Here is a 25,441-nt window from a genome sequence, read left to right on the forward strand (position 1 = left end):
CGCAACAGTCTTAGGTGTATGGATTCCCCCATGGCTGATCAAAAATCTCTTTCCTTCCAGGCTTGGATCGAACTTCTGTTGCTTGCCGTCATCTGGGGCGGCATTTTTCTGGCGTCGCGGGTCGCCCTTAATGAGGTTCCCGTCTTTACGCTTGTCGCCCACCGTGTGTTCTGGGCGGCCCTGATCCTTTGGGGCGTGGTTCTGATACGACGGTTGCCGATCCCGCGCTCGGGGTCCGTCTGGGTGGCCTTTTTGGTGATGGGGCTGCTCAATAATATCATCCCCTTCAGCCTGCTGAACTGGGCGCAGCTGCACATCGAAACCGGCCTCACATCGATCTTCAATGCCACAACAGCGATCTTTGGCGTGCTTATTGCTGCGCTGTTGTTGCCCGACGAACGTCTGACCCTCCGCAAGGCAATAGGCGTCACCCTTGGCTTTCTCGGCGTCGCGACAGCCATCGGCCTGCACAACCTCACGAATTTCAATCCTCGCAGCATCGCACAACTTGCCGCCGTGGCCGCAACGCTGTCCTATGCCTTCGCAGGGGTTTGGGCACGCAAACGCCTTGCGGGTCAATCGCCACAGATCGCCGCCGCCGGCATGCTCACGGGCTCGTCTCTGTTTGCAGTGCCTCTGGCGATGGCGTTTGACGGGCCGATTTCTTTTGCGCTCGCGCCCGTCACATGGGTCGCAATCGCCTACTGCGCCAGCATCGCCACCGCTGGTGCCTATCTGCTCTATTACCGTGTGCTCGACATGGCGGGCAGCGGCAATCTCATGCTTGTGACGCTCTTGATACCGCCTTTTGCGATCGTACTAGGGGCAGTGGCTCTCGGCGAATCCCTCGCCCCGCGCGCATACGCAGGCTTTGCCCTTTTGGCGCTTGGATTGCTGGTTCTGGATGGGCGATTATTCGCCAAAAACAGGCGTTAATCGGGCGGCTTCCCGCCCGAATCCAACGTTGCCGTTCGCGTCAACTGGCCCCCCTCGCCAACGCTCACTAATTCCGCGCCAAACCTGCCGTTACGTAACCCGCGTGGCCTCTTCATTTAGAAACTGATTACTAACCATTTGCGACGCCCTTGGGCGGGCCAGAACATTGGTCTTATCGACCTCACTAAGGATACGCATGAAACACGCATTTTTCGGCCTCACCGCCCTCTCCCTCTCCGCTGGAAGCGCCTACGCAGGCGGCCTTGACCGCTCCGGACAAGGCATCAATCTGATCTTTGAAGAAGGCACTGTGGCCCAATTCAGCTATGGTTTCGTCAGCCCAAACGTGTCGGGAACTTTAGGTGGTGCGCCCTCAGGTAATGTGGGTGTTGGACACGGCATCACCAGTTTTGGATACAAACAAACGATCAACGACAGGCTGGATGTCGCCATCATCTATGACCAGCCGTTCGGCGCCAAAGTTGACTATAGCTCCGACTACCCGCTGTCCGGTGGCCCAGGTTCTCCTGGCAATCTGCGGGCACAAGCATCCACAGAAACCCTAACGGCACTCCTACGGGCACGCCTTGAAAACGGGTTCTCCGTTTACGGCGGCCTGCGCGGTCAAGGCGCCAGCGCCAATTTGGATGTCCCTGCAGCTGGCTACTCGATGACGTCCAACACAGCCTATGACTTAGGCTATCTCGTGGGGGCCGCTTGGGAGCGCCCGGACATCGCCGCACGGGTATCGTTGACATACAACTCTTCCATCGACCACACCATCCGGCTGGACGAAAACGGCGCCATTGGCTCGCATTATTCCGATTTCACAACCCCGCAATCGCTGAATCTTGATTTCCAGACAGGGGTCGCAGCGAACACGTTGGTGTTTGGCTCTGTACGCTGGGTTGACTGGTCGCAGTTCTCGATCGAGTCCCCCAACTATCCGGGCAATGTCATCCTCGCCTATGCCGACGACACGATCACCTACACTCTCGGGGTTGGACAGCGGTTCTCAGACAAGTTCTCTGGCGCGATTTCTGTCGGATTTGAGGACTCCGTTCCAGGAACGGTCTCTGACTTGGGCCCAACTAATGGCTCCGTCAGCCTCGGCATTGGCGGCACGTACACCCGCAATAACGCCGAGATCTCATTCGGTCTACGTCACATCTGGCTTGGTGACGCCACCACCGACAGCGGCGCGGTGTTCACCAACAACAACGCTTGGGCGGCTGCGGTCAACCTGACCTACCACTTTGACTGAACGGCTGCGGGGGACACACGCTGTCCCCCGCCTTAAACGCCACCGACGCTTTGCAGTCGCGATACCGACGCAATACCGACACGCCAAAACTGGTTGCGTTTCCAATAGCATTTGACCCTCCGCGCCCATCCCGCTACCACCTTTGAAGCACGATCAAGGGATGTGGTGATGATTTACCAAAGCGCAAAAGACTGGCGTGCAGCCAGTCAGAAAAAAGTCCTGCTGTTTGGCATGTCTGGTCTTGGGAAAACGCATATTTCCAACACCTTGCGCGACAATGGGGATTGGTTTCATTACTCCGTCGACTACCGCATTGGCACCCGCTACATGGGCGAACACATCGCCGACAACGCCAAACGCGAAGCGATGAAAGTGCCGTTTCTGCGCGAACTTCTGATGAGCGACAGCATCTATATCGGCTCCAACATCACGTTCAACAACCTCGCCCCGCTGTCCACCTACCTCGGCAAACCCGGCAACCCCGACCTGGGCGGCCTGCCGTTTGACGAATACCTGCGGCGCCAGGATCAGCACCGTACAGCCGAAATCGCGGCTCTTATGGACACCAAACCCTTCATCGAACGCGCCCATGATCTTTATGGCTATGACCACTTTGTTTGCGACACAGGTGGCTCAATTTGCGAGGTCGTCGACCCGTCCGACGTCAACGATCCCGTGATGACATCACTTGCTGAAAACACGCTGATGGTGTGGATTAAGGGATCGGAAGCTCACACAGAAGAGTTGATCCGCCGCTTTGATCGCGCCCCAAAACCGATGTGTTATCAGCCCGAATTCCTCATCGCCACATGGAAAGAATATCTATCAAAAACAGGCACTTCTGAGGCCAAAGTTGATCCGGACGCCTTTGTGCGCTGGACCTACGCCCGCGCCTTGGCCCATCGCCAGCCGCGCTATGCCGCGATGTCGAAATGGGGATTGACCGTCTCTGCTGAACAGATCGCAGAGGTCACCTCGACCTCCGATTTTGTCGATCTCATAGCCGACAGCCTTGAGGCCAAGCCCGCAACCGCCTAACTATGGCCTTCACGCGGTTTTCCATCTCCCAAAAGGACCCAGACCTATGCCCATCAAGATCCCCGCAGACCTGCCCGCCTTTGACGTGCTCTCGCACGAAGGCGTCATGGTCATGTCCGAGGATCAGGCAGCCCGTCAGGACATCCGCCCCATTCGCATCGGATTGCTCAACCTGATGCCCAAAAAAATCCAGACGGAAAACCAGTTTGCCCGTCTGATCGGTGCCACCCCTCTGCAGATCGAACTGTCCCTGATCCGCATGAGCGAGCACAAAACCCGCAATACCGCCGCCGAGCACATGGCAGAGTTTTATCGCCCGTTTCAGGACGTAAAAGCCTCTGGCGAAAAATTTGACGGGCTGATCATCACCGGTGCCCCAATTGAGCACCTGCCCTTTGAGGACGTGACCTATTGGCAAGAACTCTGCGAGGTTTTTGACTGGACCCGCACCCATGTGCACTCCACCTTTGGCGTTTGCTGGGGCGGCATGGCGATGATCAACTATTTCCACGGCGTCAAGAAACACATTCTGGATCACAAGGCCTTCGGCTGTTTCCGGCACCGCAATCTGGCCCATGCCTCGCCGTTCCTGCGTGGTTTTTCCGATGATTGCGTGATCCCGGTCAGCCGCTGGACCGAAATGCGCCAAGAGGAAATCGACGCCGTGCCCGAGCTGCGCACCCTGCTGCACAGCGACGACGTCGGCCCCTGCCTTGTTGAGCATCCAAATTCCCGTTCCCTGTTTATTTTCAATCACTTCGAATACGACTCTGATACGCTCAAGCAGGAATATGACCGCGACATCGCCGAAGGCACACCGATCAACGTGCCGTCCAACTATTATCCGGACGATGACCCGAGCAATCCACCGCAGAACCGCTGGCGCAGCCACGCGCATCTTTTGTATGGAAACTGGCTGTCTGAAATCTACCAGACCACCCCGTTTGACATGAGCCGCATTGGCATTGAAACCTCGGATCTGCGCGCGCCTGATACGACCTGACGGGCACGTCGCGTTACTGCCGCAAAAACCAGTGTTCATCTGCGGTCAAAGGCCGGATACTTGCCCCGCGTGCACAGGACAACGGGGTAAAACATGCTGAAATGGATCGGGCTAACGCTTTTGGTGCTGGTGGGTGCTGCTCTGGTGGGCACGCTATGGAAAGTCGAACAGCGCAAGGCTTTGGCCAAATCGAAATTCGCGCCCGACGGGGAATTTGTCGACGTTGAAGGACATCCCGTCCATTATGTTGACCGCGGCAATCCCGAGGCGCCCGCGGTGGTTCTCCTGCATGGGGCGTCCGGCAACACCCGCGACTTTACTTTCGATCTGGTCGACCGGCTGACCGACAGATTCCGCGTCATTGTCTTTGACCGACCCGGACTTGGCCACACGCCGCCGCTTGCCCAAAACGGGGTCAGCATCGCGCATCAGGCAGCGCTTCTTTCGCAGGCTTCAATCGCAATAGGCGTTAAAAATCCAATAGTTGCAGGCCAAAGCTTCGGTGGTGCCGTGACCATGGCCTGGGCCGTCAACCATCCCGACAACATCGCCGCGGCTGTCTCCATTGCCGGGGCAACCTACCCTTGGGAAGGCGGCCTCAGCGGCTTTTACGCCCGCCTCGCAGATCCGTGGAAAGGACCAGTTGTGGCCCGCCTGATTTCCGCCTGGGCCAGCGAAGACTACGTCGCCGCCTCCATTGATGGCATCTTTGCACCGCAGGACGCCCCCGAAGGCTACGCGCAATATGTGGGGGTCCCTTTGATTTTGCGTCCGTCCTCGCTGATAGCCAACGCGCAACAGCGCCATGACCTGCGGCCCCAACTGCGGGCGCTTGCGCCGCAGTACAAATCCCTCTCGCTGCCGGTCGAGATTGTGCATGGCGATCTGGACACCACCGTGGGTCTGCACGTGCATTCCACCCGCATGGTCGAGGACATAGCCGGCGCAAATCTGGTCACCCTCAAGGGCATCGGCCACATGCCTCATCACACCAATCCTGACGACATTGTCGCCGCAATCGACCGTGCTGCGGTGCGCGCCGGATTGCGCTAGCTCTCTCGGGTCGCCATATTGGGTGAAAAGCGGAGAGGTTTCATGGACTTGCCATTTGATGGCGCGATCAGCGCCTATTACAAAACTGAAGCGCCAGACGCGGTGCGCGATGCCATTCGCAACGGCAGCAAGAAAGACATTCTGGGCAACACCTACCCGCACGCATCGCGGCTGAGCGGCAAAAAATACGAAGAAGAGATCGCACTGCTGCAGATCGAACTCGTAAAAATGCAGCATTGGATCAAGGAAAGCGGTCAGCGCGTTGCCGTGGTCTTTGAAGGCCGTGACGCCTCTGGCAAAGGCGGCACCATCAAACGGTTTCGCGAAAACCTGAACCCGCGTGGCGCGCGCGTGGTTGCGCTCTCCAAGCCCACCGAGGCCGAACAGACCCAATGGTATTTTCAACGCTACATCGACCACCTGCCCTCGGGCGGTGAAATCGTGTTTTATGATCGCAGCTGGTATAACCGCGGTGTTGTGGAAAAGGTCTTTGAGTTCTGCACCGACGATCAACGCCGCAAGTTTTTTCATCAGGTCACGCCTTTTGAAAGCACATTGGTCGACGATGGCATCCACCTCTTCAAATTCTGGCTCAATGTCGGCCGCGCGGAACAGTTGCGCCGCTTCCTGTCCCGCGAGGGAGATCAGTTAAAACAGTGGAAGCTCAGCTGGATCGACGTGGAGGGCCTCAAGCGCTGGGACGCCTATTCGACGGCCATTTCCGAAACCCTGAGGCGCACCCACACAGCGGAGACTCCCTGGACAATCGTGCGCTCAGATGACAAGCGCCGCGCTCGTCTGAACGCCATCCGCACGGTTCTGCACGCCATGGATTATGACCGTAAAGACGTTGATGCCATTGGGGAAATTGACACAGCCATCTGCGGAGGCCCCGACATCTGGAATGCCTAAACGCGGCTATCATCACGGCAACCTGCGCCAGGCGCTGGTCGAGGCCGCCCTCAGCCTGATCGAGGCCAAAGGCCCCACCGGCTTCACCCTGTCCGAAGCCGCGAAAACGGCCGGCGTGACCCCTGCTGCGGTCTATCGCCATTTTGAAGGCCGGGACGACCTGATCGCCGAAGCCGCCCGTCAGGGCTACGAAATCTTCGCTGACGTCATGCAATACGCCTATGACAAAGGCCAGCCATCCGCGCTCGCCTCCTTTGAGGCCACAGGCCGCGCCTATCTGGCCTTTGCACGCAAATATCCGGGGCATTATATCGCGATGTTTGAAAGCGGCATCTCGGTCAACCGAACGCCGGAATTGGCCGCTGTCGCCGCGCGCGCACGTGGTGTGATGGAGCAGGCCGCAAGCGATCTGTCCCAGCACATCCCGCCGGAAAAACGCCCGCCTGCCTCGATGTTCTCCGCCCACATCTGGGCCATGAGCCACGGCGTCGTCGAACTTTACGCCCGCAACTCACCGGGCACGCAAAGCCCCTTTGCGCCTGAGGACCTTCTGGAAAGCGGCATCGGTGTCTACCTGCGTGGCCTCGGATTGATCGGTGACGACAGGTGATCCCCCGCCTTTTGCCCGACAGCTGGCATGCTTTCCTTGTCCGTCGTCTGGGAAGAGCCAAGGCTGACCGCCTCTATGTATTCTATTACCGTTTTGCCGGCCTGATCCTGTTCGGCGGGCTTTTCTCAACGGGCGCGCTTGCCTTTGTGATGCTATATGATCCGCCGCAAATGACGGCGCAAAACCACCTGCGCGTGCCAGTGGCCTTCACCCATTCAAAATCCTCAGACTCGGCGGCGCTGCGTGTCTTTGCAACGGTGACGTTGCCCGACGGCGCCAAACGCACCGTTTCAACCACGCGCATGTCTGTTGCCGCCGGAACTCTGGATGAAATCTGCCTCCTGCGCCTCACCAGTGAGGCACGCAAAGAGAAATTTCGCTGGGTGTCCATGTCCAACTGCGAAGCTTCTCACTGATAGGCCAGCGCCACCCAGATATGCACGCCAAGCAACGGCAGCAGCATCGCCGAAAGGCCGATATGCACGGCCAGCCAGACCAGATAAATCCAGTTTTGCCGATACCGCAGCACCTCTCGATTGAGAACACCGGTCACTGCGATCAGGAAGAACACCAGACTCAAAACCGTCATCCAGGTGTGCCCCAGACGCACCGCGTGCAGTGCAAAAAGATAGGTCATGCCAACGCCGACCCAGCGGTGACTGACCAGCACACTCCGCGCATTGCGCGTGTCTCGCGTGACCCGCTTGAAGAACAAAACCCATTGATAACAAAGCCCTGTCACCAGTAGTGAGCCGCTCACGATCTGGAACTCAAACCCGCTCAAAATCCCAAGTGCGCCGGTCTGCCATTCCTGCAGGATCACAACCGTTGCCAGCGTCAGCGCCATCAGGATCAAGGCCGCATATGGCGCCCGCCGCGCCGTTGCCATCAAAACACGCATGGACTCATCTCCTCTGATTTCTCTGGACGATGGGGCAAGAATGCATTCAACAGCGCCGGTGCAGCCTGCGCTCTGACCTTCGCCATAAAGGCCGCCTTCTCGGGCAGAATACGCAAGCCAGCACCCGGCCATTCCTGTGCCTGTGTTACCGGTTCCGCGAAGCCTAACGTCTTGTCCAAATACTGCTGATAGGCCTCTTCAACGCTGTCAAACATCGCTTCAAGAGTGGCAAAATAGTCATCCGCAGACACAGCATCGGCCGGATAGGTCCAGGTGGTTGCCCCCATCACATCGCCGATTTTCCAATCGGTTTTAGGGCTGTCCTCATGATCATTGTGACAATCCACGCAGGGCGCCACACCGGCCACATCCGGATACATCCCAATGGCGCGGCCTTGGCCCGAGACCGAGAAAACAGGCGCGCGATCGGCCTCAACCGTCGCAAAACCGACCAATTGCTCCTCCGTGAACATATTGGATTTGTTGATCGGAGCGTCAGAGCCAAGATACAGGCCCAACTGCGGCGGCTTGGTTTCCAGACGCGCCGCAGTCAGCCGCAGGAACAAAGCCGGCAACGGGCCTTTCTCCACACCCGGTTCCTGCCAGTCCTCCCCGAATTTCAATCCCGCCTCTTTGCCGCCCCCCACGATGCGCTTGGTGTAAATCGACCGCGCTGCGTCATTGATCGCATTGACCCCGTCAAACAGTGCTGTCACTTCAAAATTGCACCTACCCGCGGTGGCTGCGGTTTGATCCGGCAGCGCCTCGGGCGCGGTGGCAAAGAGGTAGATCATCAGGCTGCCAAACAGCCCAAACAACGTGATTTTCATCATGGCAGCTCCTCCTTCGCCTCAAATATCTTTGGCAGCGCATAGGGGCTGGGACCCGCGCGCAAATAGGCCTCTATCTCGGCGGGCGCAAAGGCCTCTTTCAACGCCTTTGGTGCCTTGCCGGCATGATTGCCGTGAAAGTCATGGCACCCCAAACAGGTCTGCCAGCGCCGATCCGCAATCAACGCTGCATGGTCCACATCCAGCGGGTCAGTTTTCAGCACCAGATCCTCATGACAGGCCTGACAAAACGTCAGGTCAGCCGTGGCGCGGTGCGTCGTATGCTCGCCATGGCATCCCAAGCAGCTCGTCGCCTCGACTTGCGCCACTGCTTTCTCAAACCGAGGCTCATGGAAACGGAATATCGGATGACGCTCGTTTGGGCGCTCATGGCACTGCAAACAGGCCTTTGACGTGACCGCGCCGTAGCCAAAATCACCGCCCGTGTCGCGCATCCCCAGAACGTGGTGCACCTTGGCTTGCACCTGTTGGCGAACGGTGCCGGGGCTTGGCACGTGACAGCTTTCACAATGCACACCTTCGTGGCCTGACTGCAAAGGCCCATGTGCCATGATCGGCATTGCACCTTGATCCGTTAGCACCACACCAGCGGCAATGAACACTGGTATGATTGAAAAAACGGCAACAAATCGGATCTGTCGTGCGGTGGGCGCCCGCATGTGCCAACTCCGGCAAATAACTCAAACAATACACGCTTAACGGGAATATGTTTGGTGAAAAGCCTTAATGATGCGTTAACACCACCCTACAGGACACGAAAAAAGGCCGCGCAAACCGCGCGGCCTTTCCAAAATCTTGATCCGTCTGAAACTTAGCGCTTCGAGAACTGGAACGAACGACGCGCTTTACGCTTACCGTATTTCTTACGTTCCACAACACGGCTGTCGCGTGTCAGGAAGCCAGCAGCTTTCAATGCGCCACGCAGCGAGGGTTCATAAAGCTGCAGAGCTTTGGAAATACCGTGCTTAACCGCACCAGCTTGACCGGTCAGACCGCCGCCTTTGACGGTGGCATAAACGTCGAATTCACCTTCAACGCCTGCAACCTGCATCGGCTGACGCAGGATCAGCTGCAGAACGGGGCGTGCAAAATACACGTCCTGGTCTTTGCCGTTCACGATGACCTTGCCGGAACCCGGCTTGATCCAAACGCGCGCAACAGCGTCTTTACGTTTACCGGTCGCATAGGAGCGGCCCAGTTCATCACGTACCGGCTCACGAGGAGCGGCAACTTCTACAACAGCTTCTTCACCGGCAACGGCGTTCAGCTCTTCAAGCGAGTTGATTTGATCAGCCATTGATTAGCTCCGGGTGTTTTTGCTGTTCATGGACTTAACGTCCAGGACTTCAGGCGCTTGCGCTTCGTGCGGGTGCTCGGCACCAGCGTAAACACGCAGGTTTGTCATGATCTGACGCGACAGACGGTTGCCAGGCAGCATGCGCTGAACCGCTTTGGTCACAACGCGCTCAGGGTGCTTGCCTTCCAGGATCTGTTCCGCAGTGCGAGACTTGATGCCACCCGGATGACCGGTGTGCCAGTAATAAGTCTTGTCCGTGCGTTTTTTGCCGGTCATCTGGATCTTGTCCGCGTTGATCACGATGACGTTGTCACCAGTGTCCATGTGCGGAGTAAAAGTGGCCTTGTGCTTGCCGCGCAGGCGCATGGCGACGATCGAAGCGAGACGGCCCAGCACCACGCCTTCGGCGTCGATGATGATCCATTTCTTCTCGATGTCTGCCGGAGTAGCAGAGAAGGTTTTCATGTCAGGTCTTCCATGATTGGTTGACAGACGCGCCCGATTTGGGACGCATCAAAATACGATGGGCGGGTTATAAAGGAGCCCCGCGTCGCGTCAAGCGCACAAAACACGAAAAAATCACCTAAAAACAATAGCTTGAAAATTAGGTATCATTTTACCCCATTCTTTTCGCCTATTTTCACTCCGGCACGCAGATTTCACCGCGCACGGCCGCCAAAAGCGTTCTGGCAATAAGACCAAGCATGATCACGCTCAGCACAAACAACACGCCATACCCTATCGACGTATGCACATTACTGCCCATGAGTTCGCCAAACCGGAACGACGCAATCGCCAAAGCCGCCACCGGAAAACTCAGCGCCCACCAAGGCAGCGCAAAAGGCAGATGTCTGAACTTCGGCGCTTGCACCAAAACCAATGCCGCAAAGATGTAAGCTGCATTCAGGAAAATACGCGCCACGCCGTCCACTTGCCCCGTCAACGACACATAGGCGGAAAACGCCACCGCCGGAGGCGCAATTAGAATGACCAGTGTTGGCAGCAACTTACCGGGGATCGGGTCGTGAAAAATCAACCGGTTGAACACCAGTGTCAGCAAGACCAACCAAAAAAACACACCTGCGGAGAAGAACAACCAGCTCAGCTCGACAAACCCCATTTGCGCGCCCGCAATCGGCGCAACCACATTGCCAACGGCCGGAATGAACCACGCAGGGGTCAGTTGCCCAACCTCAAAGCTACGATGCGAAATCCAGCCCGAGACCACAGCCAGCGTCAAAACCACCTGCCCCGCGGCTCCTGTTAGCCACAAACCTTTGGCCAAGTCCGGGAAATGCGACCACATCGCCGTGCTCAACAGCAGCAGCGAAATGGAAATCGAGGGAAAAAACGCGAGCCGTACCGGATGGTTCCATTCCGCTCGCACAGAAGCCGGAAATCGAACCAGTTTCAGCAAGTATAAGACTGCCAATCCTGCAAAAACCGCAGTGCCCAGCCACAACACGCCCTTTGATAAACCATCCGCAAACGGCATCCTGTCCGGTGCCGCATGAAACGCAAGTGACCATCCCATCAACCCCATGATCGTGGCAAAGATTGGCACTGGAAAATACTGAAGTCCTGACGTCTGTGCGCTCTCTTCGGTCATAAGGCGTTCCTAAATTTTGTCGCGCCAGCCTTCACATGACGTTTTCGGAATGTAAAGTGATCTGCCCTCACACTCCAGCGATGGGATTTTATTTCCAATACCTGCGCTTCAGATCCCAGACCAAGCCTGAACTGGCCACCGACGGACCCGGTGCCGAGGCAAGCCCGCCAGCCCTTAACGCCTGTGATACCCAGCTGTTGCAGGTCTGAAATAGATGATACTTGCCCTGCCCTTCGTAAAAAGCGCTGACACCGTAAAGGCCAGGCCCAAGCGGCACGCCCGACTGAGCGCCCTGCTCCACAAACGCCATTATGTCCTGCAACGCTGCATCCGTAACAGGAATTTCAACGCCCTCCGACTGTGTGAATACATTCCAAGGTGACCCGACACCTGTCGCAACATGGACAACACTGTCACTGGGTACAAAAAGCGCCTTGGCAGCGATTTGAAATGTCACATCTTCAAACGTCGGCACTTCGAAATAGAATCCGGCATCCCCCCAGCCAAATTCAAACCATTCCGCGTCCGGGAACTGTAATAGCCAGGATTGTGACATGTCTCCGCCAAACCGCGCTAAAGTCTCCCGACTTAATGTCAGGCCCGCGTGATACCCGTGATCAAACACCCAAATCGGCGTACCGGAGTCGCGATCATAGGCCGCCCCACGATCAATCGCCACAAACCGGCTCGCCAGTACCAGCAAAACCGCCAGTGCGATCCAGCGCCGCCCTGTCATGATTTTGGCGGGATCGAATACGTCATATTGGCCCGCGCCACTGGCGCATCATTGCCTTCCGAATAAATCAGGATGCTGGTTACAGACAACGCCCGCCCGAGTTTCAGCAGCGTCGCATGCGCGATCAGATCCTTGCCCGCCTCAGGTTTGCGCATGAAATCCAACGAACAGCCCGTCGTGACCGTCAACGCTTCTTTGCCAATCCGCGCCATCGTCGCCACATAGGCCGACACATCCGCCAGCGCGAACATGCTTGGCCCCGACACCGTACCGCCAGGGCGCAAATGCCGCTCAGCCACCTTCATCCGCATCACGGTGTTCACCCCGTCGATGCTCTCCACCACAAAATCGCTTTTGACCTGCGGAAAGACACTTTCCAGCCAATCGGTCATTTCTTCTGCGCTCATCACGGCTTGCATGCTTTTCCTCTCCTCATCCCACCGCTAAGCTCACCCCAAAGGCTCAGGAGGGCAAGATGGGAATTCTGGAACGTCGCGACGAAAATGCCGTCGCTTACCTGACAATGAATGCGCCCGACCGGCTGAACGCGCTGTCAGACGAAATGCTGGCCGCGCTGCAACATGCGTTTGATACGCTTGAAACGGATACCAGCGTTCGCGCTATTGTTCTGTCTGGCACCGGCAAAGCGTTCTGCGCCGGCCACGACCTGAAGCAAATGACCCTCGGCCGTCAATCCGAGGACGGCGGCAAGGCGTATTTCAAAGACCTCTTCACCCGCTGCGCCACCATGATGCAAACCATCCAGCGCCTGCCCCAACCAGTCATTGCACAAGTGCACGGCATTGCCACAGCCGCAGGATGCCAGCTTGTGGCCACATGCGACATGGCCGTGGCCGCCAAAGGCACGCGGTTTGGTGTGAACGGCGTCAATATCGGCCTCTTCTGCTCGACCCCCATGGTTGCTTTGTCGCGCAATATCCCACGCAAGCGGGCTTTTGAGATGCTGTCGACCGGCGCCTTTGTGGACGCCGCCGAAGCGCAAGCGCTTGGTCTGGTCAACCGTGTCGTGCCCGCCGACTCGCTCGATGCGGCATCCGCCGAACTCGCCAACACCGTCGCCTCTAAACTTGGTGCGGCCGTGAAAATCGGCAAACAGGCGTTTTACGAGCAACTGCAAAAACCATTGGACGAGGCGTATGACTACACTGGTGACGTGATGGTGCAGAACATGCTGTGGCGTGACACCGAAGAAGGCATCGCGGCCTTTCTGGAAAAACGGCCGCCGGATTGGCAGGATCAATAGCATTTTTCTTTCTGCCTGTTTTCGTAAGAAAAAATCCAGATCGTTTAGTGTGCGTTAATAAACACCCTGCAATAGTCTGCTTGCGATCTCGGCAGTGCGATATGTCGAAAATAGGGGTCGTCGCGCAGTCCAAATGTTCCTCCTGATGTCATTCTCTCTCTGACTTCGTTTTTTTGGGACGCCTTCGACCCCACCTCGTCTTCCCCCTTTCAAATCGTGGCTCTGTCACCTATGTCCGCCTGCATGACAAAAACATTGCATATCGTTGGCGGCGGCATGGCCGGATCCGAGGCCGCCTGGCAGGCCGCACACATGGGCGTTAACGTGGTGATCCACGAAATGCGCCCCAAAGTGGAAACCTTCGCCCACCGCACCGGCAACCTTGGCGAGATGGTCTGTTCCAATTCCTTCCGTTCCGATGACGACGAACAGAATGCCGTTGGCTTGCTGCATTGGGAAATGCGCGCGGCCAATGGATTGATTATGGCAACGGCCGACAAACACCGCCTGCCCGCTGGTGGCGCCTTGGCTGTGGACCGCGATCCCTTTGCCGAATCTGTGACACAGGCGTTGATGGATCACCCCAACGTCTCTGTGGAATATGGTGAAATCTCCGAATTGCCCTCGGACGGCCATTGGATTTTCGCAACTGGCCCGCTGACCTCAACGGCTCTTGGCGCGGCGATTCAGGCCGAAACCGGCGCTGAACGTCTGGCATTTTTCGACGCCATCGCCCCCATCGTTTATTCTGAAAGCATCAACATGGACGTCGCGTGGCTACAGTCGCGCTACGACAAGGGCGAGACCGAAGAAGAACAGAAAGCCTATCTCAACTGCCCGATGACCAAGGATCAATACGAGGCCTTTATCGACGCGCTTCTGGCAGCTGACAAATCGGAATTCAAAGAAGGCGAAACTGCCGGCTACTTTGACGGATGTTTGCCAATCGAAGTCATGGCAGAGCGTGGCCGCGAAACCCTACGCTTTGGGCCAATGAAGCCCGTCGGCCTGACAAACGCCCATAAACCCGATGATAAACCTTACGCAGTTGTGCAATTGCGGCGTGACAACGCATTGGGAACGCTCCTGAACATTGTCGGTTTCCAGACCAAGATGAAATACGGCGCCCAGACCGAAGTCTTCAAAATGATCCCGGGTTTGGAAGACGCGTCATTCGCCCGCCTTGGCGGCATCCACCGCAACACGTTTATCAACTCGCCCACTCTGCTGGACGACCGGATGCGCCTCAAATCACGCCCCAACATCCGCTTTGCCGGTCAGGTGACAGGTGTCGAAGGCTATGTCGAAAGCGCCGCAATGGGGCTGCTAGCAGGCCGCTTGGCCGCTGCCGAAATCCTCGGCAAGCCGCTCGACACCGCGCCGCTCAACACGGCCATGGGCGCATTGGTGCACCACATCACAGGCGGTGCCGAGGCCAAGACCTTTCAACCGATGAACGTCAACTTTGGGCTGTTTCAACCAGTCGAAGGCCTCAAAGGTGGTCGTCGCGGCCGCAAAGACCGCTACAAAGCCTACACCGACCGCGCCAAAGTGGACTGGCAAGCTTGGCTGGCGGCGCAAAGCTGACTGGACGCCGTGCGGGACATGCGCTTAAATTGATGCCATGACCCGCAAATTCCTCGACAACGTCTACGACCACATCGGCAAAGGCATCGAGACCTTTTACGACGACTGGGCTGACACATATGAGGCTGAGGTCGGCGAAAACGGCTATGTCACCCCTGCCCGCTGCGCTCGCGCTTTGGCCGCGCATATGCCGGACAAAGCCTTGCCTGTGTTGGATTTTGGCTGCGGCACCGGCCTGTCTGGTTTGGCATTGCGCGCCGAGGGCATCACAGACTTGCACGGCATGGACCTTTCTGCGGAAATGCTGGCCAAGGCCCGCACCAAAAACCTCTATCAATCTCTGCAACAGATCGCAGCCGACGCGCCCCTGCCATTTGAAACCGGAGCCTACGCCGCAATTGCCGCGATCGGCGTCATCGGTCCGGGTGCTGCTCCGCTGGAGCTTTTTGACATTTTGCTTGCCAAACTGGCGCCCGGCGGTCTCTTCGTGCTCTCGTTCAACGATCACGCGTTAGAGGACCCTGCCTACGCAGCCAAAGTCACGGCCTGTGCCGAAGCCGGTAGTTTGCGTGTATTAGAGCAGGAACACGGGCCACACCTTCCGGCGCGCAACATAAACTCCACCGCCTACCTGCTTGAAAAACTGTGACTTTCACCACGCGCTTCGCCCCATCCCCAACCGGTCCACTTCATTTGGGTCATGCCTATTCGGCGCTGCTGGCACATGACACTGCACGCGCCAAAGGTGGCCGTTTCCTGTTGCGGATCGACGATCTCGACCAATCCCGCGCCCGCCCGCACTGGGAACAGCAAATCTATGACGACCTCACGTGGTTGGGCATTACATGGAATGATGCCGTTCGTCGGCAATCTGACCATTTCCCCGACTATGCCCGAACACTCGAAACCTTGCGCGACGCGGGCCTGACGTTTGAATGCAATTGCACCCGCCGCGACATCGACAACGCGGCCTCCGCTCCTCAAGAAGGCGTGCCGGACTTTGGTCCTGACGGACGCATCTATCCCGGCACCTGCCGCGCACGCGACCTCTCACCCGACGAAGCAACCTGCACCCGCCTCAACATGGTCAAAGCCGCTCAATCTGTTTCTGCAACCTTCATAGAAACCGGCGACGCCTTCGCTGGCACCCACAAGCTTACAAGGCACGATCTGCAAACAACTATCGGAGACGTGGTACTCGCCCGACGCAACATGGCCGCCTCTTACCATCTCTCGGTGGTGCTGGACGATGTTGCGACCGGTGTCACCCATGTGATCCGTGGCGAAGACCTGTTTGAGGCAACCCGCATCCACGTTTTGTTGCAAAACCTGTTGGACCTGCCGACACCCGAATATCACCATCACAGCCTGATCCGCGACGACGCCGACAAACGCCTTGCCAAACGCGACGACGCCCGCGCCATCGCCAAATACCGCGCTGACGGTGCGACGCCGTCCGATATTCGCACTATGGTTGGCCTCTAACGCCACCACGGGCTTTTTGTTCCGGAATTACCGTCGCCGAAGGCTCAGTCCTGCATGGGCTGCATCAACTCAACGGTCTCCCCATCACGCACCGCGGTGTAAAAACAGGTGCGACGATTGGTGTGACAGGCTGCACCCGTCTGATTTACCAGCACAAGTATACAGTCCTGATCACAGTCATACCGGAAATCCACCAGCTCCTGTACGTGGCCCGAACTTTCGCCCTTGATCCAAAACGCCTGACGCGACCGGCTCCAATAGGTCACCTTGCGAGTTTGCAAGGTCTTTGCCACCGCCTCGGCATTCATCCACGCCATCATCAGAACTTCGCCTGACGTGTCATCTTGCGCAATTGCCGGAATCAAACCGGCGTCGTTGTACTTCAAAAGACCTGTGTCAAATTCCATACCAACGTCCCTCTTTGCATCTGTCCTTTCGACCTCTATCTATGAATCACGTAACGAAGGAAACCGCGATGTCCGGCGAAAACGACCTGATCAAGCTTTACTCTGGCCAGATCCTCAATTTGGCGGCTGCGATCCCGCACACCGAGCGGTTGGTCGATCCAGATGCCACCGTTAAAAAACGCGCGCCGCTCTGTGGCTCCACTGTGACTGTGGACCTCAAAATTGAGGACGGCCGCATCGCCGCTTTTGCCCAAGACGTCAAAGCCTGCGCCTTGGGTCAGGCCTCTGCCTCCGTGGTGGGCTCCGGCGTGATTGGTCGCACCCGCGCTGAAATCGAAACCGCCCGCGCAGCGCTCAAGGCGATGCTCAAAGATGACGGCCCTACGCCGCCTGCGCCTTTTGACGGTCTCGAAGTGCTGCGCCCTGCACGCGATTACAAGAACCGACACGCGTCGATCCTTCTGGCGTTTGATGCCACCGCCGAGGCGTTTGAACAGGCCGACCAAGCCAACTGCGCTTAACCCCGACACTGCCGCCCACAAAAAAACCGCCGCACTTTCAAAAGAAAGGCGGCGGCAGTGAGGTGCGTCTTCACGTGGGACCCAATTCGTCAATGAAGGGCGATCAGGCAGAAAACCCTTCGGGACTTAGAACAGGCAGAACAAGTCGAAATGCATCAAGATGGGGACAGGATGCGGGGACGAACCAGCGCGAAAATCGCAGGCAGTAAACTGTATTCCTCAAAAAACCTCAGACAAAGCCAGGCACATGCAGCGCCACAACCATCAAAACAACGAGAACCACACCACCAAGAGCGTCTTGCACCAAAGTGTCGCCTGAATTGCGAACCACCGATTTAATTTGCTGCATCATTGGGGCCTCCTTCCCGTTTTGATCTTTGTTGCCCCTTTGTTCTCACATACGGAACATCAAGTAAAGAACTTTATGAGAACATTTGAGAACATTTCGCGAAAAAAAGCGTTAACCGACTGAAATCAAACGGATCGCCTGATCCTGCTCCATCAACCACAAAAGAACCCGCGCCGCCTGCCCGCGCTCGCTTGTAAGCTCGGGATCATCATGCAGCAGCTTGCGCGCGTCTGACTGCGCCACGGCCATCAAACTGGCCTGCGCTTCCATGTCGGCAATCCTGAATCTCGGCAAGCCCGATTGCGCGGTTCCAATCAAATCACCCGCGCCACGCATTTCCAGATCGGTCTCGGCAATCACAAACCCGTCTTCGCTTTCACGCAAAACCGTCAGCCGTTTTTGCCCGCTTTCGCTTAGAGGCGACTGATACATCAACAGGCAAGTCGACGCTTGGGACCCACGCCCAACGCGCCCGCGCAACTGGTGCAGCTGCGCCAGACCAAAAACCTCGGCCCGTTCAATCACCATGATCGTCGCGTTGGGCACATCCACGCCCACCTCAATAACCGTGGTCGCCACAAGAACCTGTGTCTCACCCTTTTGAAACGCCGCCATGCCCGCGTCTTTTTCGGCTGGCGGCATCTGACCGTGCACCATGCCGACAACGCCTTCACCAAGCGCTGCCCGCAGCAGCTTGAACCGCTCCTCGGCAGCGGTGTAATCAACGTTCTCGCTTTCCTCGACCAAGGGACAAACCCAATAGGCTTGCTTGCCTTCGGCGACGGCTTTGCGCAGATGGTCAACCACCTCATCCATGCGCCCCGTGCTCACCAACGCCGTGGTGATCGGTTGCCGTCCGGGCGGTTTTTCATCCAGCACCGACACGTCCATATCGCCATATTGCGCCAACGCCAGCGACCGCGGGATCGGCGTCGCCGTCATCACCAGAACATCCGCTCCCGCGCCTTTCTTGCCAAGCTCCAACCGCTGGCGAACACCAAAACGGTGCTGCTCGTCAACAATGGCCAACCGCAGATCGGCAAACGCCACATCTTGTTGAAACACTGCGTGCGTGCCGACCAGCACGTGAATATCACCCCGCGCCAAAGCCTCCAGCTTGGCGCGCCGATCTGCCCCTTTGTCGCGCCCCGTAAGGATTTCCAAGACGACGCCCGCGCTTTCAGCCAATGGCTGCAACCCCTGCAAATGCTGGCGAGCCAAAATTTCGGTCGGCGCCATCATCACGCCCTGCCCGCCTGCCTCAACTGCCACCAACAGCGCCATAAACGCCACTAGTGTTTTGCCCGCGCCCACGTCTCCCTGCAGCAAACGGTTCATGCGCATCGGCAGCGCCATATCGCGCGCAATCGCCTCCACAGCCCGCTCCTGCGCCCCTGTTGGCGCAAATGGCAGCGCGGCCCGCACCTTGGCTTGCAGCGCGCCTGTTTGTTCGGAAATCACACCTTTGGCACGCTGCAACTGCTCGCGCGCCAACGCCAATGTCAGCTGATGTGCAAGAAACTCGTCATATGCCAGCCGTTCACGCGCCGGATGGGTCGGTGAAATTTCGGCCAACGACGTGGGCAGATGGACCTGTTCCATGGCCTCGCGCCAATGCGGCCACTTGGCCTTGTCCTTTTGGGATGGATCAATCCATTCCGCCAGTTCCGGCGACCGCTCCAACGCTGACCGCACGCCTTTGACCATGGTCTTTTGCGACACCCCGTGGGTGAGCGGATAGACCGGTTCAAACGCAGGAATGTCCTCGGCTTCATTGGGCGCGACAATGTATTCGGGATGCACCATCTGGGCGACGCCATCAAACAGCTCGACCTTGCCGCTGATCACGCGGCGCTCGCCTTCTGGCAGCACTTTCTTGAGGTAGTCGCCCCTCGCATGGAAAAACACCACCTGAAACGACGTCAGCGCATCCTGCACCGTGATCCGATAGGCGCCACCACGGTTGCGGGCGGGCTTGTGCGCGCCAATCAACACCTGAACTGTGACCGTGTCCGGCAACTCCGCTTCATTGACAGAAATCTTCAGCGCCCGATCAATGCCCGAGTACGGCAGCAGAAACAGCAAATCACGCGGCTTATGCACGTGTATCTGTTCCAGATGCTGCGCGGTCTTTGGCCCGACACCATCCAGCTTTGTCAGATCCGCAAACAGCGGAAATAGAATTTCCGGCCGTCCGCTCATAATCCTTCAATCAACTCCAACCAGCCGTCTTCGTCGATGGTTGTCACCCCAAGATCCGCCGCTTTCTTGGCCTTAGATCCGGCACCGGGTCCAGCCACCAGAATGTCGGTCTTACCGCTCACAGATCCCGACACCTTCGCGCCCAAGGCTTCAGCCCGCACTTTGGCCTCATCTCGCGTCATCTTTTCCAGCTTGCCCGTAAACACCACAGTCTTGCCCGCCACAGGGCTTTCTGTCGCCACCGCTTCCGGTGCTTCGATTGTGAGCATGCCGACCAGTCGGTCAATTTCGGCCCTCTCCTGCACGTTGGCAAAGGCATCCGTCAGCGACAGCGCCACCGCCGCGCCGATCCCGTCGATGCCAGTCAAATCGTCCCAGGCCAGTTGTGAGTCGCGCGACACTTCACAAGCCGCGGCGGCAGCGTCCCGTGCTTCTTTGATACGCCCGCGCCGCCCCTCTTTGGCGGCTGCAATGCGCTCAACGTCTTCCGCCGCATCCGCCGCCCGCCACGCCAGCGCAGCGGGTCTTGCGATTTCGGCAGCTTCGGCCAACTTGTCCCATGACAGAAAATGTTGTGCCAAATCCTTGGCCGCTGTCTCCCCGACATGGCGAATGCCAAGCCCGAACAACAACCGACCAAAGGCTATTTCGCGTTTCGCCTCAATCGCAGCAAAAAGGTTGGCAACGCTTTTGTCCTTGAATCCTTTGCGATTTTTCAGCCGGGTCAGGTTCGCACCGTCGCGGTCCGCCAAGGTGAAAATATCCGCAGGAGTTTTGATCGGCAGCTGTTCATCTTCAAAGAACATCTCGATCTGCTTGGCACCCAACCCCTCGACATCAAGCGCCTTACGGGCCACGAAATGTTTCAGTTTCTCAATCGCTTGCGCCGGACAGATCAAGCCGCCTGTGCAATACCGCACCGCATCGCCTTCTTCGCGCACCGCCGGACTTTGACACTCCGGACACAGCTCAGGAAACACATAGGGCACCGCATCCTCAGCCCGTTTCTTCAGGTCCACGTCCGCCACTTTGGGGATCACATCACCAGCCCGGTAAACCTGCACCCAATCGCCGACACGAATGTCTTTCCCGTCGCGGATCTCAGCGCCTTTGCTGTCACGACCTGCGATGTAATCCTCGTTGTGCAGCGTCGCATTGGACACCACCACACCGCCCACGGTCACAGGTTGCAACCGCGCCACGGGGCTCAGTGCGCCGGTGCGACCTACTTGAATGTCGATACCTTCCAGCCGCGTCCACGCCAATTCCGCAGGGAACTTATGCGCCACCGCCCAGCGTGGCGTGGTGGATCGAAACCCCAACCGCGCCTGCAATCCAAGGTCGTCCACCTTGTAGACCACGCCATCAATGTCATAGCCGAGCGACGCCCGTTGCGCCTCGATGTCGCGATAATGCGCAATCAACGCCTCTGGTCCGTCGCACAGTTTGGTCAGATCGTTGGTTACAAACCCCAATGCTGCCAACCGCTCAATCGCGCCCATTTGCGTCTCACCCAAAGGTGCCGACAAATCGCCCCACGCATAGGCAAAGAAATGCAGAGGACGGTCCCGCGTCACGGTCGGATCCAACTGCCGCAAACTGCCAGCGGCCGCATTGCGCGGATTGGCAAAAACCGTCTGCGGCTTTTTTCCGTCCGCTTCCAGTGCGACATTCTTCTCGCGAATGCGCGTGTTTAGCGCCTCAAAATCCGCGTGGCTCATATATACCTCGCCGCGCACTTCGATCACGTCCGGCGCGCCCTCAAGCACCTGCGGAATGTCGGAAATTGTCTTGGCGTTCTCGGTGACGTTTTCGCCTGTGTCCCCATCGCCGCGCGTCGCGGCATAAACCAACTGCCCACCTTCATAGCGCAGCGACAGGCTAAGCCCGTCGATCTTTGGTTCGGCAGTAAAACGCAGCGCATCTGTCGCGTGCAGGTTCAGATAACGACGAATCCGGTCGTCAAAATCAGCAACGTCCTCATCTTCAAACGCATTGCCAAGGCTCAGCATCGGAACCACGTGGCTGATTTTGCCAAACCCCTCGCCGGGCGTGGCGCCAACCTGTTCGCTCGGGCTGTCGTCGCGCTTTAGATCGGGGAATCGCGTCTCTATCTCGGAATTGCGTCGCTTCGCAGCGTCATAGTCCGCATCCGAAATTTCCGGCGCGTCTTCGCCGTGATACGCCGTGTTCGCCCGCCCCAGAAACGCAGCAAGGCGCGCCAGCTCAAGGCGCGCCTGCTCTTTTGTCATCTCGCTTACTGTCTGCGCGTCGGTCACCGGCTTCTCCCTATCCACCCTCCCAAGTGATAGGGCCGCCGCTTTCCGACCTCAAGACGTTATGCGCGCAGTGCGACGTCTTCAGTGGAAACCGCAGGTTCCGGATCGCGCAGCACATAGCCACGGCCCCAGACAGTCTCGATGTAGTTCTCACCGCCAGTGGCTTCGCTGAGTTTCTTACGCAGCTTGCAAATGAAGACATCGATGATCTTCAACTCAGGCTCATCCATGCCGCCATAGAGGTGGTTCAAGAACATCTCTTTGGTCAGCGTGGTGCCTTTGCGCAGGCTCAACAGCTCAAGCATCTGATATTCTTTGCCGGTCAGATGCACGGGTTTGTTTTCAACCTCAACGGTTTTCGCATCCAAGTTCACCGCCACCAGGCCTGTGCGGATCACCGATTGCGAATGGCCTTTGGACCGGCGAATGATCGCGTGAATACGCGCCACCAGCTCTTCGCGGTGGAACGGCTTCGTCAGATAATCATCCGCGCCATAGCCAAAGCCTTTGAGTTTGCTCTCAGTGTCATCGGCACCGGACAGAATCAGGATTGGCGTATCGATGCGTGATGTCCGCAATTGGCGCAGCACTTCGTGACCGGTCATATCAGGCAGACCAAGGTCCAGCAGGATCAAATCGTAGTCATACAATTTGGCAAGGTCGATGCCTTCTTCGCCAAGATCCGTCGCGTATACATTCAGGTTTGCGTGCGTCAGCATCATCTCGATGCTTTTTGAGGTGGTAGGATCATCCTCAACTAGCAGTACTCGCATTTAATAATTCCTTACGTCAGGAGGGTTGCCTGTTAACCATGGCTAATAAAGGTTAACTCGTGGTTACCAGATTGGGTCATTAACGAAGATTACCAACACCTACACGTGCAAAATTGCACTTTTGACGGGAATTCACAACGTTTTGGCATAAAAATGCCGGTTAATTTTGGCGGATGGCATGAATAAGCACATCTGCGTTGACCTAGGGCGTGTTTGGCCGGTCTTCATCTTCCGATTTTTGCCGATATTTCTGCACTGCAGTCGCCTTCAGCGCGTCGAAACCGTGTTTTGAAACGGCTTTGACCCACTGCTCGAACTCCTCGTCACTAAGTCCGTAAACTTCCAGCGCCTCTTTTTGATTGATAAGCCCATAAACAACACCCTTAACAACCGCCGCTTTTCGAGACGCCACCCAGCGTCGCGTTTCGGGTGGGGGCAAATCAGCACGCGACATGACTGAACCATCCGGCAAAGTCACACATCGTGGCCCCTCTACTTTCTTTAAAAACATCACACCATCCTCTCAAGTGGCGCCAGAGTGCCGCAACAGGCTTAATGAGGAATGAAACCACCCCTTGAGAGTAGTTAGGATTTTCCTATATTCTCGACGACTTCTGATCGGAGAGACTCACCATGGCGCTTGACAGCGATCCAAAGCTGAATTCACTCGGCTTTGCCAAACCCCCGTCCGAGACCCGTGTGGTCGTCGCCATGTCCGGTGGCGTCGACAGTTCGGTTGTGGCCGCAAAGCTGGCGGACGAAGGCTATGACGTGGTCGGCGTTACCCTGCAGCTGTACGACCACGGCGCGGCCCTGGCCAAAAAAGGTGCCTGTTGCGCAGGGATCGACATCCACGACGCCCGCCGTGTTGCCGAGGAAAAAGGATTTCCACACTACGTCCTTGATTATGAAAACATTTTTCAGGATGCAGTGATTGACGAATTCGCGGACAGCTATCTTGCTGGCGCCACCCCTGTACCCTGCATTCGCTGCAACGAGCGTGTGAAATTCAAAGACCTCTTGGAAACCGCCAAGGACCTGGACGCCGATTGCATGGCCACCGGCCACTACATTCAGCGCAAAATGGGCGCGGACGGAGCGGAGCTGCACACCGCAACGGACGCCAACCGCGACCAGAGTTATTTCCTGTTTTCGACCACACCTGATCAACTCGACTACCTCCGATTCCCTTTGGGTCACCTGCCCAACAAAGACGCCACGCGCGCTTTGGCCTCGGAATATGGGCTGTCAGTCGCCGATAAACCGGACAGTCAGGACATTTGTTTTGTGCCAAACGGCGATTACGCAAGTGTGATCGAAAAATTACGCCCCGGCGCTGCCGAGCCCGGAGACATCATTGATCACGAAGGAAACCTGCGCGGCAAACACAATGGCGTGCTGCACTATACCATCGGTCAGCGTCGCGGCTTGGGCATCGGGGGTCTGTCTGAACCGCTTTATGTGGTGAAACTCGATGTCGACGCCAAACAGGTCATCGTCGGCCCCAAAGAGATGCTCTCAACCCGCACAATTCCGGTACGCGAGATCAATTGGCTTGGCGACGAGCCGTTTGACAGCCGCACAGAATGGCATGTGATGGTCAAAGTGCGCTCCACGCGCCCCCCGCGTGATGCAATCATCCGCCCCACCGGCCCCGACACGGCAGAGGTTGAATTGCTGACCCCCGAGGAGGGTGTCTCACCGGGACAGGCTTGTGTGTTTTACGACACCAACACCAGCCGCATCTTTGGTGGCGGCTGGATCTGGCGCGGGCACTGACCCGCGTCAGCTGATGTCTGTGCCAGTGTTAAGCAACACGTAAAACCCGACAGCGATCATCAAATAGGGTGTCAGGCGTTCCAGTTTCACAAGCCGGTTCATGGCGCCACGGGTCACACGTTCAAGAATCGCGGCCACCGCCGCGAGGCCAAGCGCCGACACCGTCGCACCAAGCGCCGCCGCGGCTCGAAATTCAGCGGCAGAATCGGCAAACACCGGGGCAAACACTGCGAACGTGTCCAGCGACACGCTCAGAAACAGCGCCACAATGGCAATGCCGCCAACCTGCGCCGCTGCGGCCTGCTCCTCGACGCCACGCAGCTTGATCCGGCGCCGCAGTTCCAGAATGCCAATCACCACAGGAATAAACCCCAGATAGCCGGTGAAATGCGGCAACTGCGCGCCCAGACCTTCGGCCAGCCGAAAAGCCACCCCCAGAACAATCAGCTGTGCGATCAGATAACAGCTCACCACCCGCCATTTGCCTGACGTTAAGATCAAGCCGGACATGATGACCAGATTGTCGATATTGGTCAGCACATGCGCGATCAACGCAGACAGACCGAAGCCCACAACATCCACGTC

The 25,441-nt window shown here is 57.5% G+C and carries 28 protein-coding genes and 1 pseudogene; 14 read left to right on the plus strand and 15 right to left on the minus strand.

The window, feature by feature from the left end; genetic code table 11:
- The first annotated feature begins 30 nt into the window (after positions 1-30).
- From PG871_RS14740 to PG871_RS14775, 8 genes are all read left to right on the plus strand, one after another.
- On the plus strand, positions 31-936 hold the full coding sequence (locus PG871_RS14740) for a DMT family transporter (RefSeq protein ID WP_270730595.1): 906 nt from the start codon (positions 31-33) through the stop codon (positions 934-936).
- A 196-nt stretch (positions 937-1,132) separates the two neighbouring features.
- Positions 1,133-2,200, plus strand: a complete 1,068-nt coding sequence (locus PG871_RS14745; protein WP_270730597.1) for a transporter — start codon at positions 1,133-1,135, stop codon at positions 2,198-2,200.
- Positions 2,201-2,368: 168 nt separating this feature from the next.
- Positions 2,369-3,238 carry an ATPase gene (locus PG871_RS14750; protein ID WP_270730598.1) on the plus strand — a complete coding sequence of 290 codons (870 nt, stop codon included), beginning with the start codon at positions 2,369-2,371 and terminating at the stop codon, positions 3,236-3,238.
- Positions 3,239-3,284: 46 nt separating this feature from the next.
- A complete protein-coding gene (gene metA / locus PG871_RS14755) occupies positions 3,285-4,241 on the plus strand; it encodes a homoserine O-acetyltransferase MetA (RefSeq protein WP_270730599.1) in 957 nt (318 codons plus the stop codon).
- A 93-nt stretch (positions 4,242-4,334) separates the two neighbouring features.
- A complete protein-coding gene (locus PG871_RS14760) occupies positions 4,335-5,294 on the plus strand; it encodes an alpha/beta fold hydrolase (RefSeq protein ID WP_270730600.1) in 960 nt (319 codons plus the stop codon).
- Positions 5,295-5,336: 42 nt separating this feature from the next.
- On the plus strand, positions 5,337-6,206 hold the full coding sequence (ppk2, locus tag PG871_RS14765; RefSeq protein ID WP_270730602.1) for a polyphosphate kinase 2: 870 nt from the start codon (positions 5,337-5,339) through the stop codon (positions 6,204-6,206).
- Positions 6,199-6,816: a TetR/AcrR family transcriptional regulator gene (locus tag PG871_RS14770; RefSeq protein WP_270730603.1), complete on the plus strand. Its 618-nt coding sequence runs from the start codon at positions 6,199-6,201 to the stop codon at positions 6,814-6,816. The genes ppk2 and PG871_RS14770 overlap by 8 nt, the downstream gene beginning before the upstream one ends.
- Complete coding sequence (locus tag PG871_RS14775; protein ID WP_270730604.1) at positions 6,813-7,232, plus strand: hypothetical protein; 420 nt, start codon at positions 6,813-6,815, stop codon at positions 7,230-7,232. The genes PG871_RS14770 and PG871_RS14775 overlap by 4 nt, the downstream gene beginning before the upstream one ends.
- On the opposite strand, the gene PG871_RS14780 is transcribed toward PG871_RS14775, so the two are convergent.
- From PG871_RS14780 to PG871_RS14815, 8 genes are all read right to left on the minus strand, one after another.
- A complete protein-coding gene (locus PG871_RS14780) occupies positions 7,226-7,717 on the minus strand; it encodes a hypothetical protein (RefSeq protein WP_270730606.1) in 492 nt (163 codons plus the stop codon). The genes PG871_RS14775 and PG871_RS14780 overlap by 7 nt on opposite strands.
- Positions 7,705-8,550: a c-type heme family protein gene (locus tag PG871_RS14785; RefSeq protein WP_270730607.1), complete on the minus strand. Its 846-nt coding sequence runs from the start codon at positions 8,548-8,550 to the stop codon at positions 7,705-7,707. The genes PG871_RS14780 and PG871_RS14785 overlap by 13 nt, the downstream gene beginning before the upstream one ends.
- Complete coding sequence (locus PG871_RS14790) at positions 8,547-9,227, minus strand: cytochrome c3 family protein (protein WP_270730609.1); 681 nt, start codon at positions 9,225-9,227, stop codon at positions 8,547-8,549. Before PG871_RS14790 ends, PG871_RS14785 begins: the two co-directional genes overlap by 4 nt.
- A gap of 152 nt (positions 9,228-9,379) precedes the next feature.
- Positions 9,380-9,865 (minus strand): 30S ribosomal protein S9, encoded by a 486-nt coding sequence (gene rpsI, locus PG871_RS14795; RefSeq protein WP_093320630.1) that lies wholly within the window; start codon positions 9,863-9,865, stop codon positions 9,380-9,382.
- Between the two features lie 3 nt (positions 9,866-9,868).
- On the minus strand, positions 9,869-10,330 hold the full coding sequence (rplM, locus tag PG871_RS14800) for a 50S ribosomal protein L13 (RefSeq protein ID WP_270730612.1): 462 nt from the start codon (positions 10,328-10,330) through the stop codon (positions 9,869-9,871).
- Between the two features lie 175 nt (positions 10,331-10,505).
- Positions 10,506-11,474 carry an SLAC1 anion channel family protein gene (locus tag PG871_RS14805; protein WP_270730613.1) on the minus strand — a complete coding sequence of 323 codons (969 nt, stop codon included), beginning with the start codon at positions 11,472-11,474 and terminating at the stop codon, positions 10,506-10,508.
- An 88-nt stretch (positions 11,475-11,562) separates the two neighbouring features.
- Positions 11,563-12,210, minus strand: coding sequence for a DUF2459 domain-containing protein (locus PG871_RS14810; RefSeq protein ID WP_270730614.1), 648 nt, complete (start codon positions 12,208-12,210; stop codon positions 11,563-11,565).
- Entirely contained in the window at positions 12,207-12,629 is a 423-nt protein-coding gene (locus PG871_RS14815) for a PaaI family thioesterase (RefSeq protein WP_270730615.1), read from the minus strand. The genes PG871_RS14810 and PG871_RS14815 overlap by 4 nt, the downstream gene beginning before the upstream one ends.
- 47 nt (positions 12,630-12,676) lie before the next feature.
- Here PG871_RS14815 and PG871_RS14820 point away from each other — a divergent pair.
- The 4 genes and pseudogenes from PG871_RS14820 to gluQRS form a co-directional block, all read left to right on the plus strand.
- Positions 12,677-13,474 (plus strand): annotated as a pseudogene (locus PG871_RS14820) (enoyl-CoA hydratase); the annotation flags it as partial.
- 216 nt (positions 13,475-13,690) lie between these two features.
- Positions 13,691-15,061: a methylenetetrahydrofolate--tRNA-(uracil(54)-C(5))-methyltransferase (FADH(2)-oxidizing) TrmFO gene (trmFO, locus tag PG871_RS14825; RefSeq protein WP_270730616.1), complete on the plus strand. Its 1,371-nt coding sequence runs from the start codon at positions 13,691-13,693 to the stop codon at positions 15,059-15,061.
- A gap of 37 nt (positions 15,062-15,098) precedes the next feature.
- Entirely contained in the window at positions 15,099-15,710 is a 612-nt protein-coding gene (locus PG871_RS14830) for a class I SAM-dependent DNA methyltransferase (protein ID WP_270730618.1), read from the plus strand.
- On the plus strand, positions 15,707-16,546 hold the full coding sequence (gene gluQRS / locus PG871_RS14835; RefSeq protein ID WP_270730620.1) for a tRNA glutamyl-Q(34) synthetase GluQRS: 840 nt from the start codon (positions 15,707-15,709) through the stop codon (positions 16,544-16,546). The genes PG871_RS14830 and gluQRS overlap by 4 nt, the downstream gene beginning before the upstream one ends.
- 44 nt (positions 16,547-16,590) lie before the next feature.
- Here the strand turns inward: gluQRS and hisI are convergent, their stop codons facing one another.
- Entirely contained in the window at positions 16,591-16,953 is a 363-nt protein-coding gene (gene hisI, locus PG871_RS14840; RefSeq protein WP_270730621.1) for a phosphoribosyl-AMP cyclohydrolase, read from the minus strand.
- A gap of 68 nt (positions 16,954-17,021) precedes the next feature.
- On the opposite strand from hisI, the gene PG871_RS14845 reads away from it, so the two are divergent.
- The gene (locus tag PG871_RS14845; protein ID WP_054001471.1) at positions 17,022-17,474 is read left to right on the plus strand and encodes an iron-sulfur cluster assembly scaffold protein; all 453 of its coding nucleotides are present in this window, start codon (positions 17,022-17,024) and stop codon (positions 17,472-17,474) included.
- A 229-nt stretch (positions 17,475-17,703) separates the two neighbouring features.
- Here the strand turns inward: PG871_RS14845 and PG871_RS14850 are convergent, their stop codons facing one another.
- The 5 genes from PG871_RS14850 to sciP form a co-directional block, all read right to left on the minus strand.
- On the minus strand, positions 17,704-17,826 hold the full coding sequence (locus PG871_RS14850; RefSeq protein WP_270730622.1) for a hypothetical protein: 123 nt from the start codon (positions 17,824-17,826) through the stop codon (positions 17,704-17,706).
- Positions 17,827-17,934: 108 nt separating this feature from the next.
- Positions 17,935-20,025 carry an ATP-dependent DNA helicase RecG gene (gene recG / locus PG871_RS14855; protein WP_270730624.1) on the minus strand — a complete coding sequence of 697 codons (2,091 nt, stop codon included), beginning with the start codon at positions 20,023-20,025 and terminating at the stop codon, positions 17,935-17,937.
- On the minus strand, positions 20,022-22,277 hold the full coding sequence (ligA, locus tag PG871_RS14860) for an NAD-dependent DNA ligase LigA (RefSeq protein WP_270730915.1): 2,256 nt from the start codon (positions 22,275-22,277) through the stop codon (positions 20,022-20,024). Before ligA ends, recG begins: the two co-directional genes overlap by 4 nt.
- An 86-nt stretch (positions 22,278-22,363) precedes the next feature.
- On the minus strand, positions 22,364-23,077 hold the full coding sequence (gene ctrA, locus PG871_RS14865) for a response regulator transcription factor CtrA (RefSeq protein WP_270730625.1): 714 nt from the start codon (positions 23,075-23,077) through the stop codon (positions 22,364-22,366).
- A gap of 202 nt (positions 23,078-23,279) precedes the next feature.
- Positions 23,280-23,588, minus strand: coding sequence for a CtrA inhibitor SciP (sciP, locus tag PG871_RS14870; protein WP_270730626.1), 309 nt, complete (start codon positions 23,586-23,588; stop codon positions 23,280-23,282).
- A gap of 122 nt (positions 23,589-23,710) precedes the next feature.
- Here sciP and mnmA point away from each other — a divergent pair, with 122 nt between their 5' ends.
- Positions 23,711-24,856 (plus strand): tRNA 2-thiouridine(34) synthase MnmA, encoded by a 1,146-nt coding sequence (gene mnmA / locus PG871_RS14875; RefSeq protein WP_270730627.1) that lies wholly within the window; start codon positions 23,711-23,713, stop codon positions 24,854-24,856.
- A 6-nt stretch (positions 24,857-24,862) separates the two neighbouring features.
- Here the strand turns inward: mnmA and PG871_RS14880 are convergent, their stop codons facing one another.
- Positions 24,863-25,438, minus strand: a complete 576-nt coding sequence (locus tag PG871_RS14880; protein ID WP_270730628.1) for a hypothetical protein — start codon at positions 25,436-25,438, stop codon at positions 24,863-24,865.
- Between the last annotated feature and the right edge of the window lie 3 nt (positions 25,439-25,441).

Origin of the sequence: Shimia sp. Alg240-R146, assembly GCF_947331465.1 — a bacterium.
Taxonomy (GTDB): domain Bacteria; phylum Pseudomonadota; class Alphaproteobacteria; order Rhodobacterales; family Rhodobacteraceae; genus Shimia.

What these genes read in the sequence shown, in the direction of transcription:
- sciP (WP_270730626.1), bottom strand. Translation starts at nt 23,588, where the DNA reads ATGTTTTTAAAGAAAGTAGAGGGGCCACGATGTGTGACTTTGCCGGAT.
- hisI (WP_270730621.1), bottom strand. Translation starts at nt 16,953, where the DNA reads ATGGAATTTGACACAGGTCTTTTGAAGTACAACGACGCCGGTTTGATT.
- PG871_RS14780 (WP_270730606.1), bottom strand. Translation starts at nt 7,717, where the DNA reads ATGCGTGTTTTGATGGCAACGGCGCGGCGGGCGCCATATGCGGCCTTG.
- recG (WP_270730624.1), bottom strand. Translation starts at nt 20,025, where the DNA reads ATGAGCGGACGGCCGGAAATTCTATTTCCGCTGTTTGCGGATCTGACA.
- PG871_RS14805 (WP_270730613.1), bottom strand. Translation starts at nt 11,474, where the DNA reads ATGACCGAAGAGAGCGCACAGACGTCAGGACTTCAGTATTTTCCAGTG.
- ppk2 (WP_270730602.1), top strand. Translation starts at nt 5,337, where the DNA reads ATGGACTTGCCATTTGATGGCGCGATCAGCGCCTATTACAAAACTGAA.
- PG871_RS14740 (WP_270730595.1), top strand. Translation starts at nt 31, where the DNA reads ATGGCTGATCAAAAATCTCTTTCCTTCCAGGCTTGGATCGAACTTCTG.
- PG871_RS14830 (WP_270730618.1), top strand. Translation starts at nt 15,099, where the DNA reads ATGACCCGCAAATTCCTCGACAACGTCTACGACCACATCGGCAAAGGC.
- rpsI (WP_093320630.1), bottom strand. Translation starts at nt 9,865, where the DNA reads ATGGCTGATCAAATCAACTCGCTTGAAGAGCTGAACGCCGTTGCCGGT.
- rplM (WP_270730612.1), bottom strand. Translation starts at nt 10,330, where the DNA reads ATGAAAACCTTCTCTGCTACTCCGGCAGACATCGAGAAGAAATGGATC.
- PG871_RS14845 (WP_054001471.1), top strand. Translation starts at nt 17,022, where the DNA reads ATGTCCGGCGAAAACGACCTGATCAAGCTTTACTCTGGCCAGATCCTC.
- mnmA (WP_270730627.1), top strand. Translation starts at nt 23,711, where the DNA reads ATGGCGCTTGACAGCGATCCAAAGCTGAATTCACTCGGCTTTGCCAAA.
- PG871_RS14750 (WP_270730598.1), top strand. Translation starts at nt 2,369, where the DNA reads ATGATTTACCAAAGCGCAAAAGACTGGCGTGCAGCCAGTCAGAAAAAA.
- ligA (WP_270730915.1), bottom strand. Translation starts at nt 22,277, where the DNA reads ATGACAAAAGAGCAGGCGCGCCTTGAGCTGGCGCGCCTTGCTGCGTTT.
- PG871_RS14785 (WP_270730607.1), bottom strand. Translation starts at nt 8,550, where the DNA reads ATGATGAAAATCACGTTGTTTGGGCTGTTTGGCAGCCTGATGATCTAC.
- ctrA (WP_270730625.1), bottom strand. Translation starts at nt 23,077, where the DNA reads ATGCGAGTACTGCTAGTTGAGGATGATCCTACCACCTCAAAAAGCATC.
- PG871_RS14810 (WP_270730614.1), bottom strand. Translation starts at nt 12,210, where the DNA reads ATGACAGGGCGGCGCTGGATCGCACTGGCGGTTTTGCTGGTACTGGCG.
- metA (WP_270730599.1), top strand. Translation starts at nt 3,285, where the DNA reads ATGCCCATCAAGATCCCCGCAGACCTGCCCGCCTTTGACGTGCTCTCG.
- PG871_RS14790 (WP_270730609.1), bottom strand. Translation starts at nt 9,227, where the DNA reads ATGCGGGCGCCCACCGCACGACAGATCCGATTTGTTGCCGTTTTTTCA.
- PG871_RS14850 (WP_270730622.1), bottom strand. Translation starts at nt 17,826, where the DNA reads ATGATGCAGCAAATTAAATCGGTGGTTCGCAATTCAGGCGACACTTTG.
- PG871_RS14815 (WP_270730615.1), bottom strand. Translation starts at nt 12,629, where the DNA reads ATGCAAGCCGTGATGAGCGCAGAAGAAATGACCGATTGGCTGGAAAGT.
- PG871_RS14745 (WP_270730597.1), top strand. Translation starts at nt 1,133, where the DNA reads ATGAAACACGCATTTTTCGGCCTCACCGCCCTCTCCCTCTCCGCTGGA.
- PG871_RS14770 (WP_270730603.1), top strand. Translation starts at nt 6,199, where the DNA reads ATGCCTAAACGCGGCTATCATCACGGCAACCTGCGCCAGGCGCTGGTC.
- PG871_RS14760 (WP_270730600.1), top strand. Translation starts at nt 4,335, where the DNA reads ATGCTGAAATGGATCGGGCTAACGCTTTTGGTGCTGGTGGGTGCTGCT.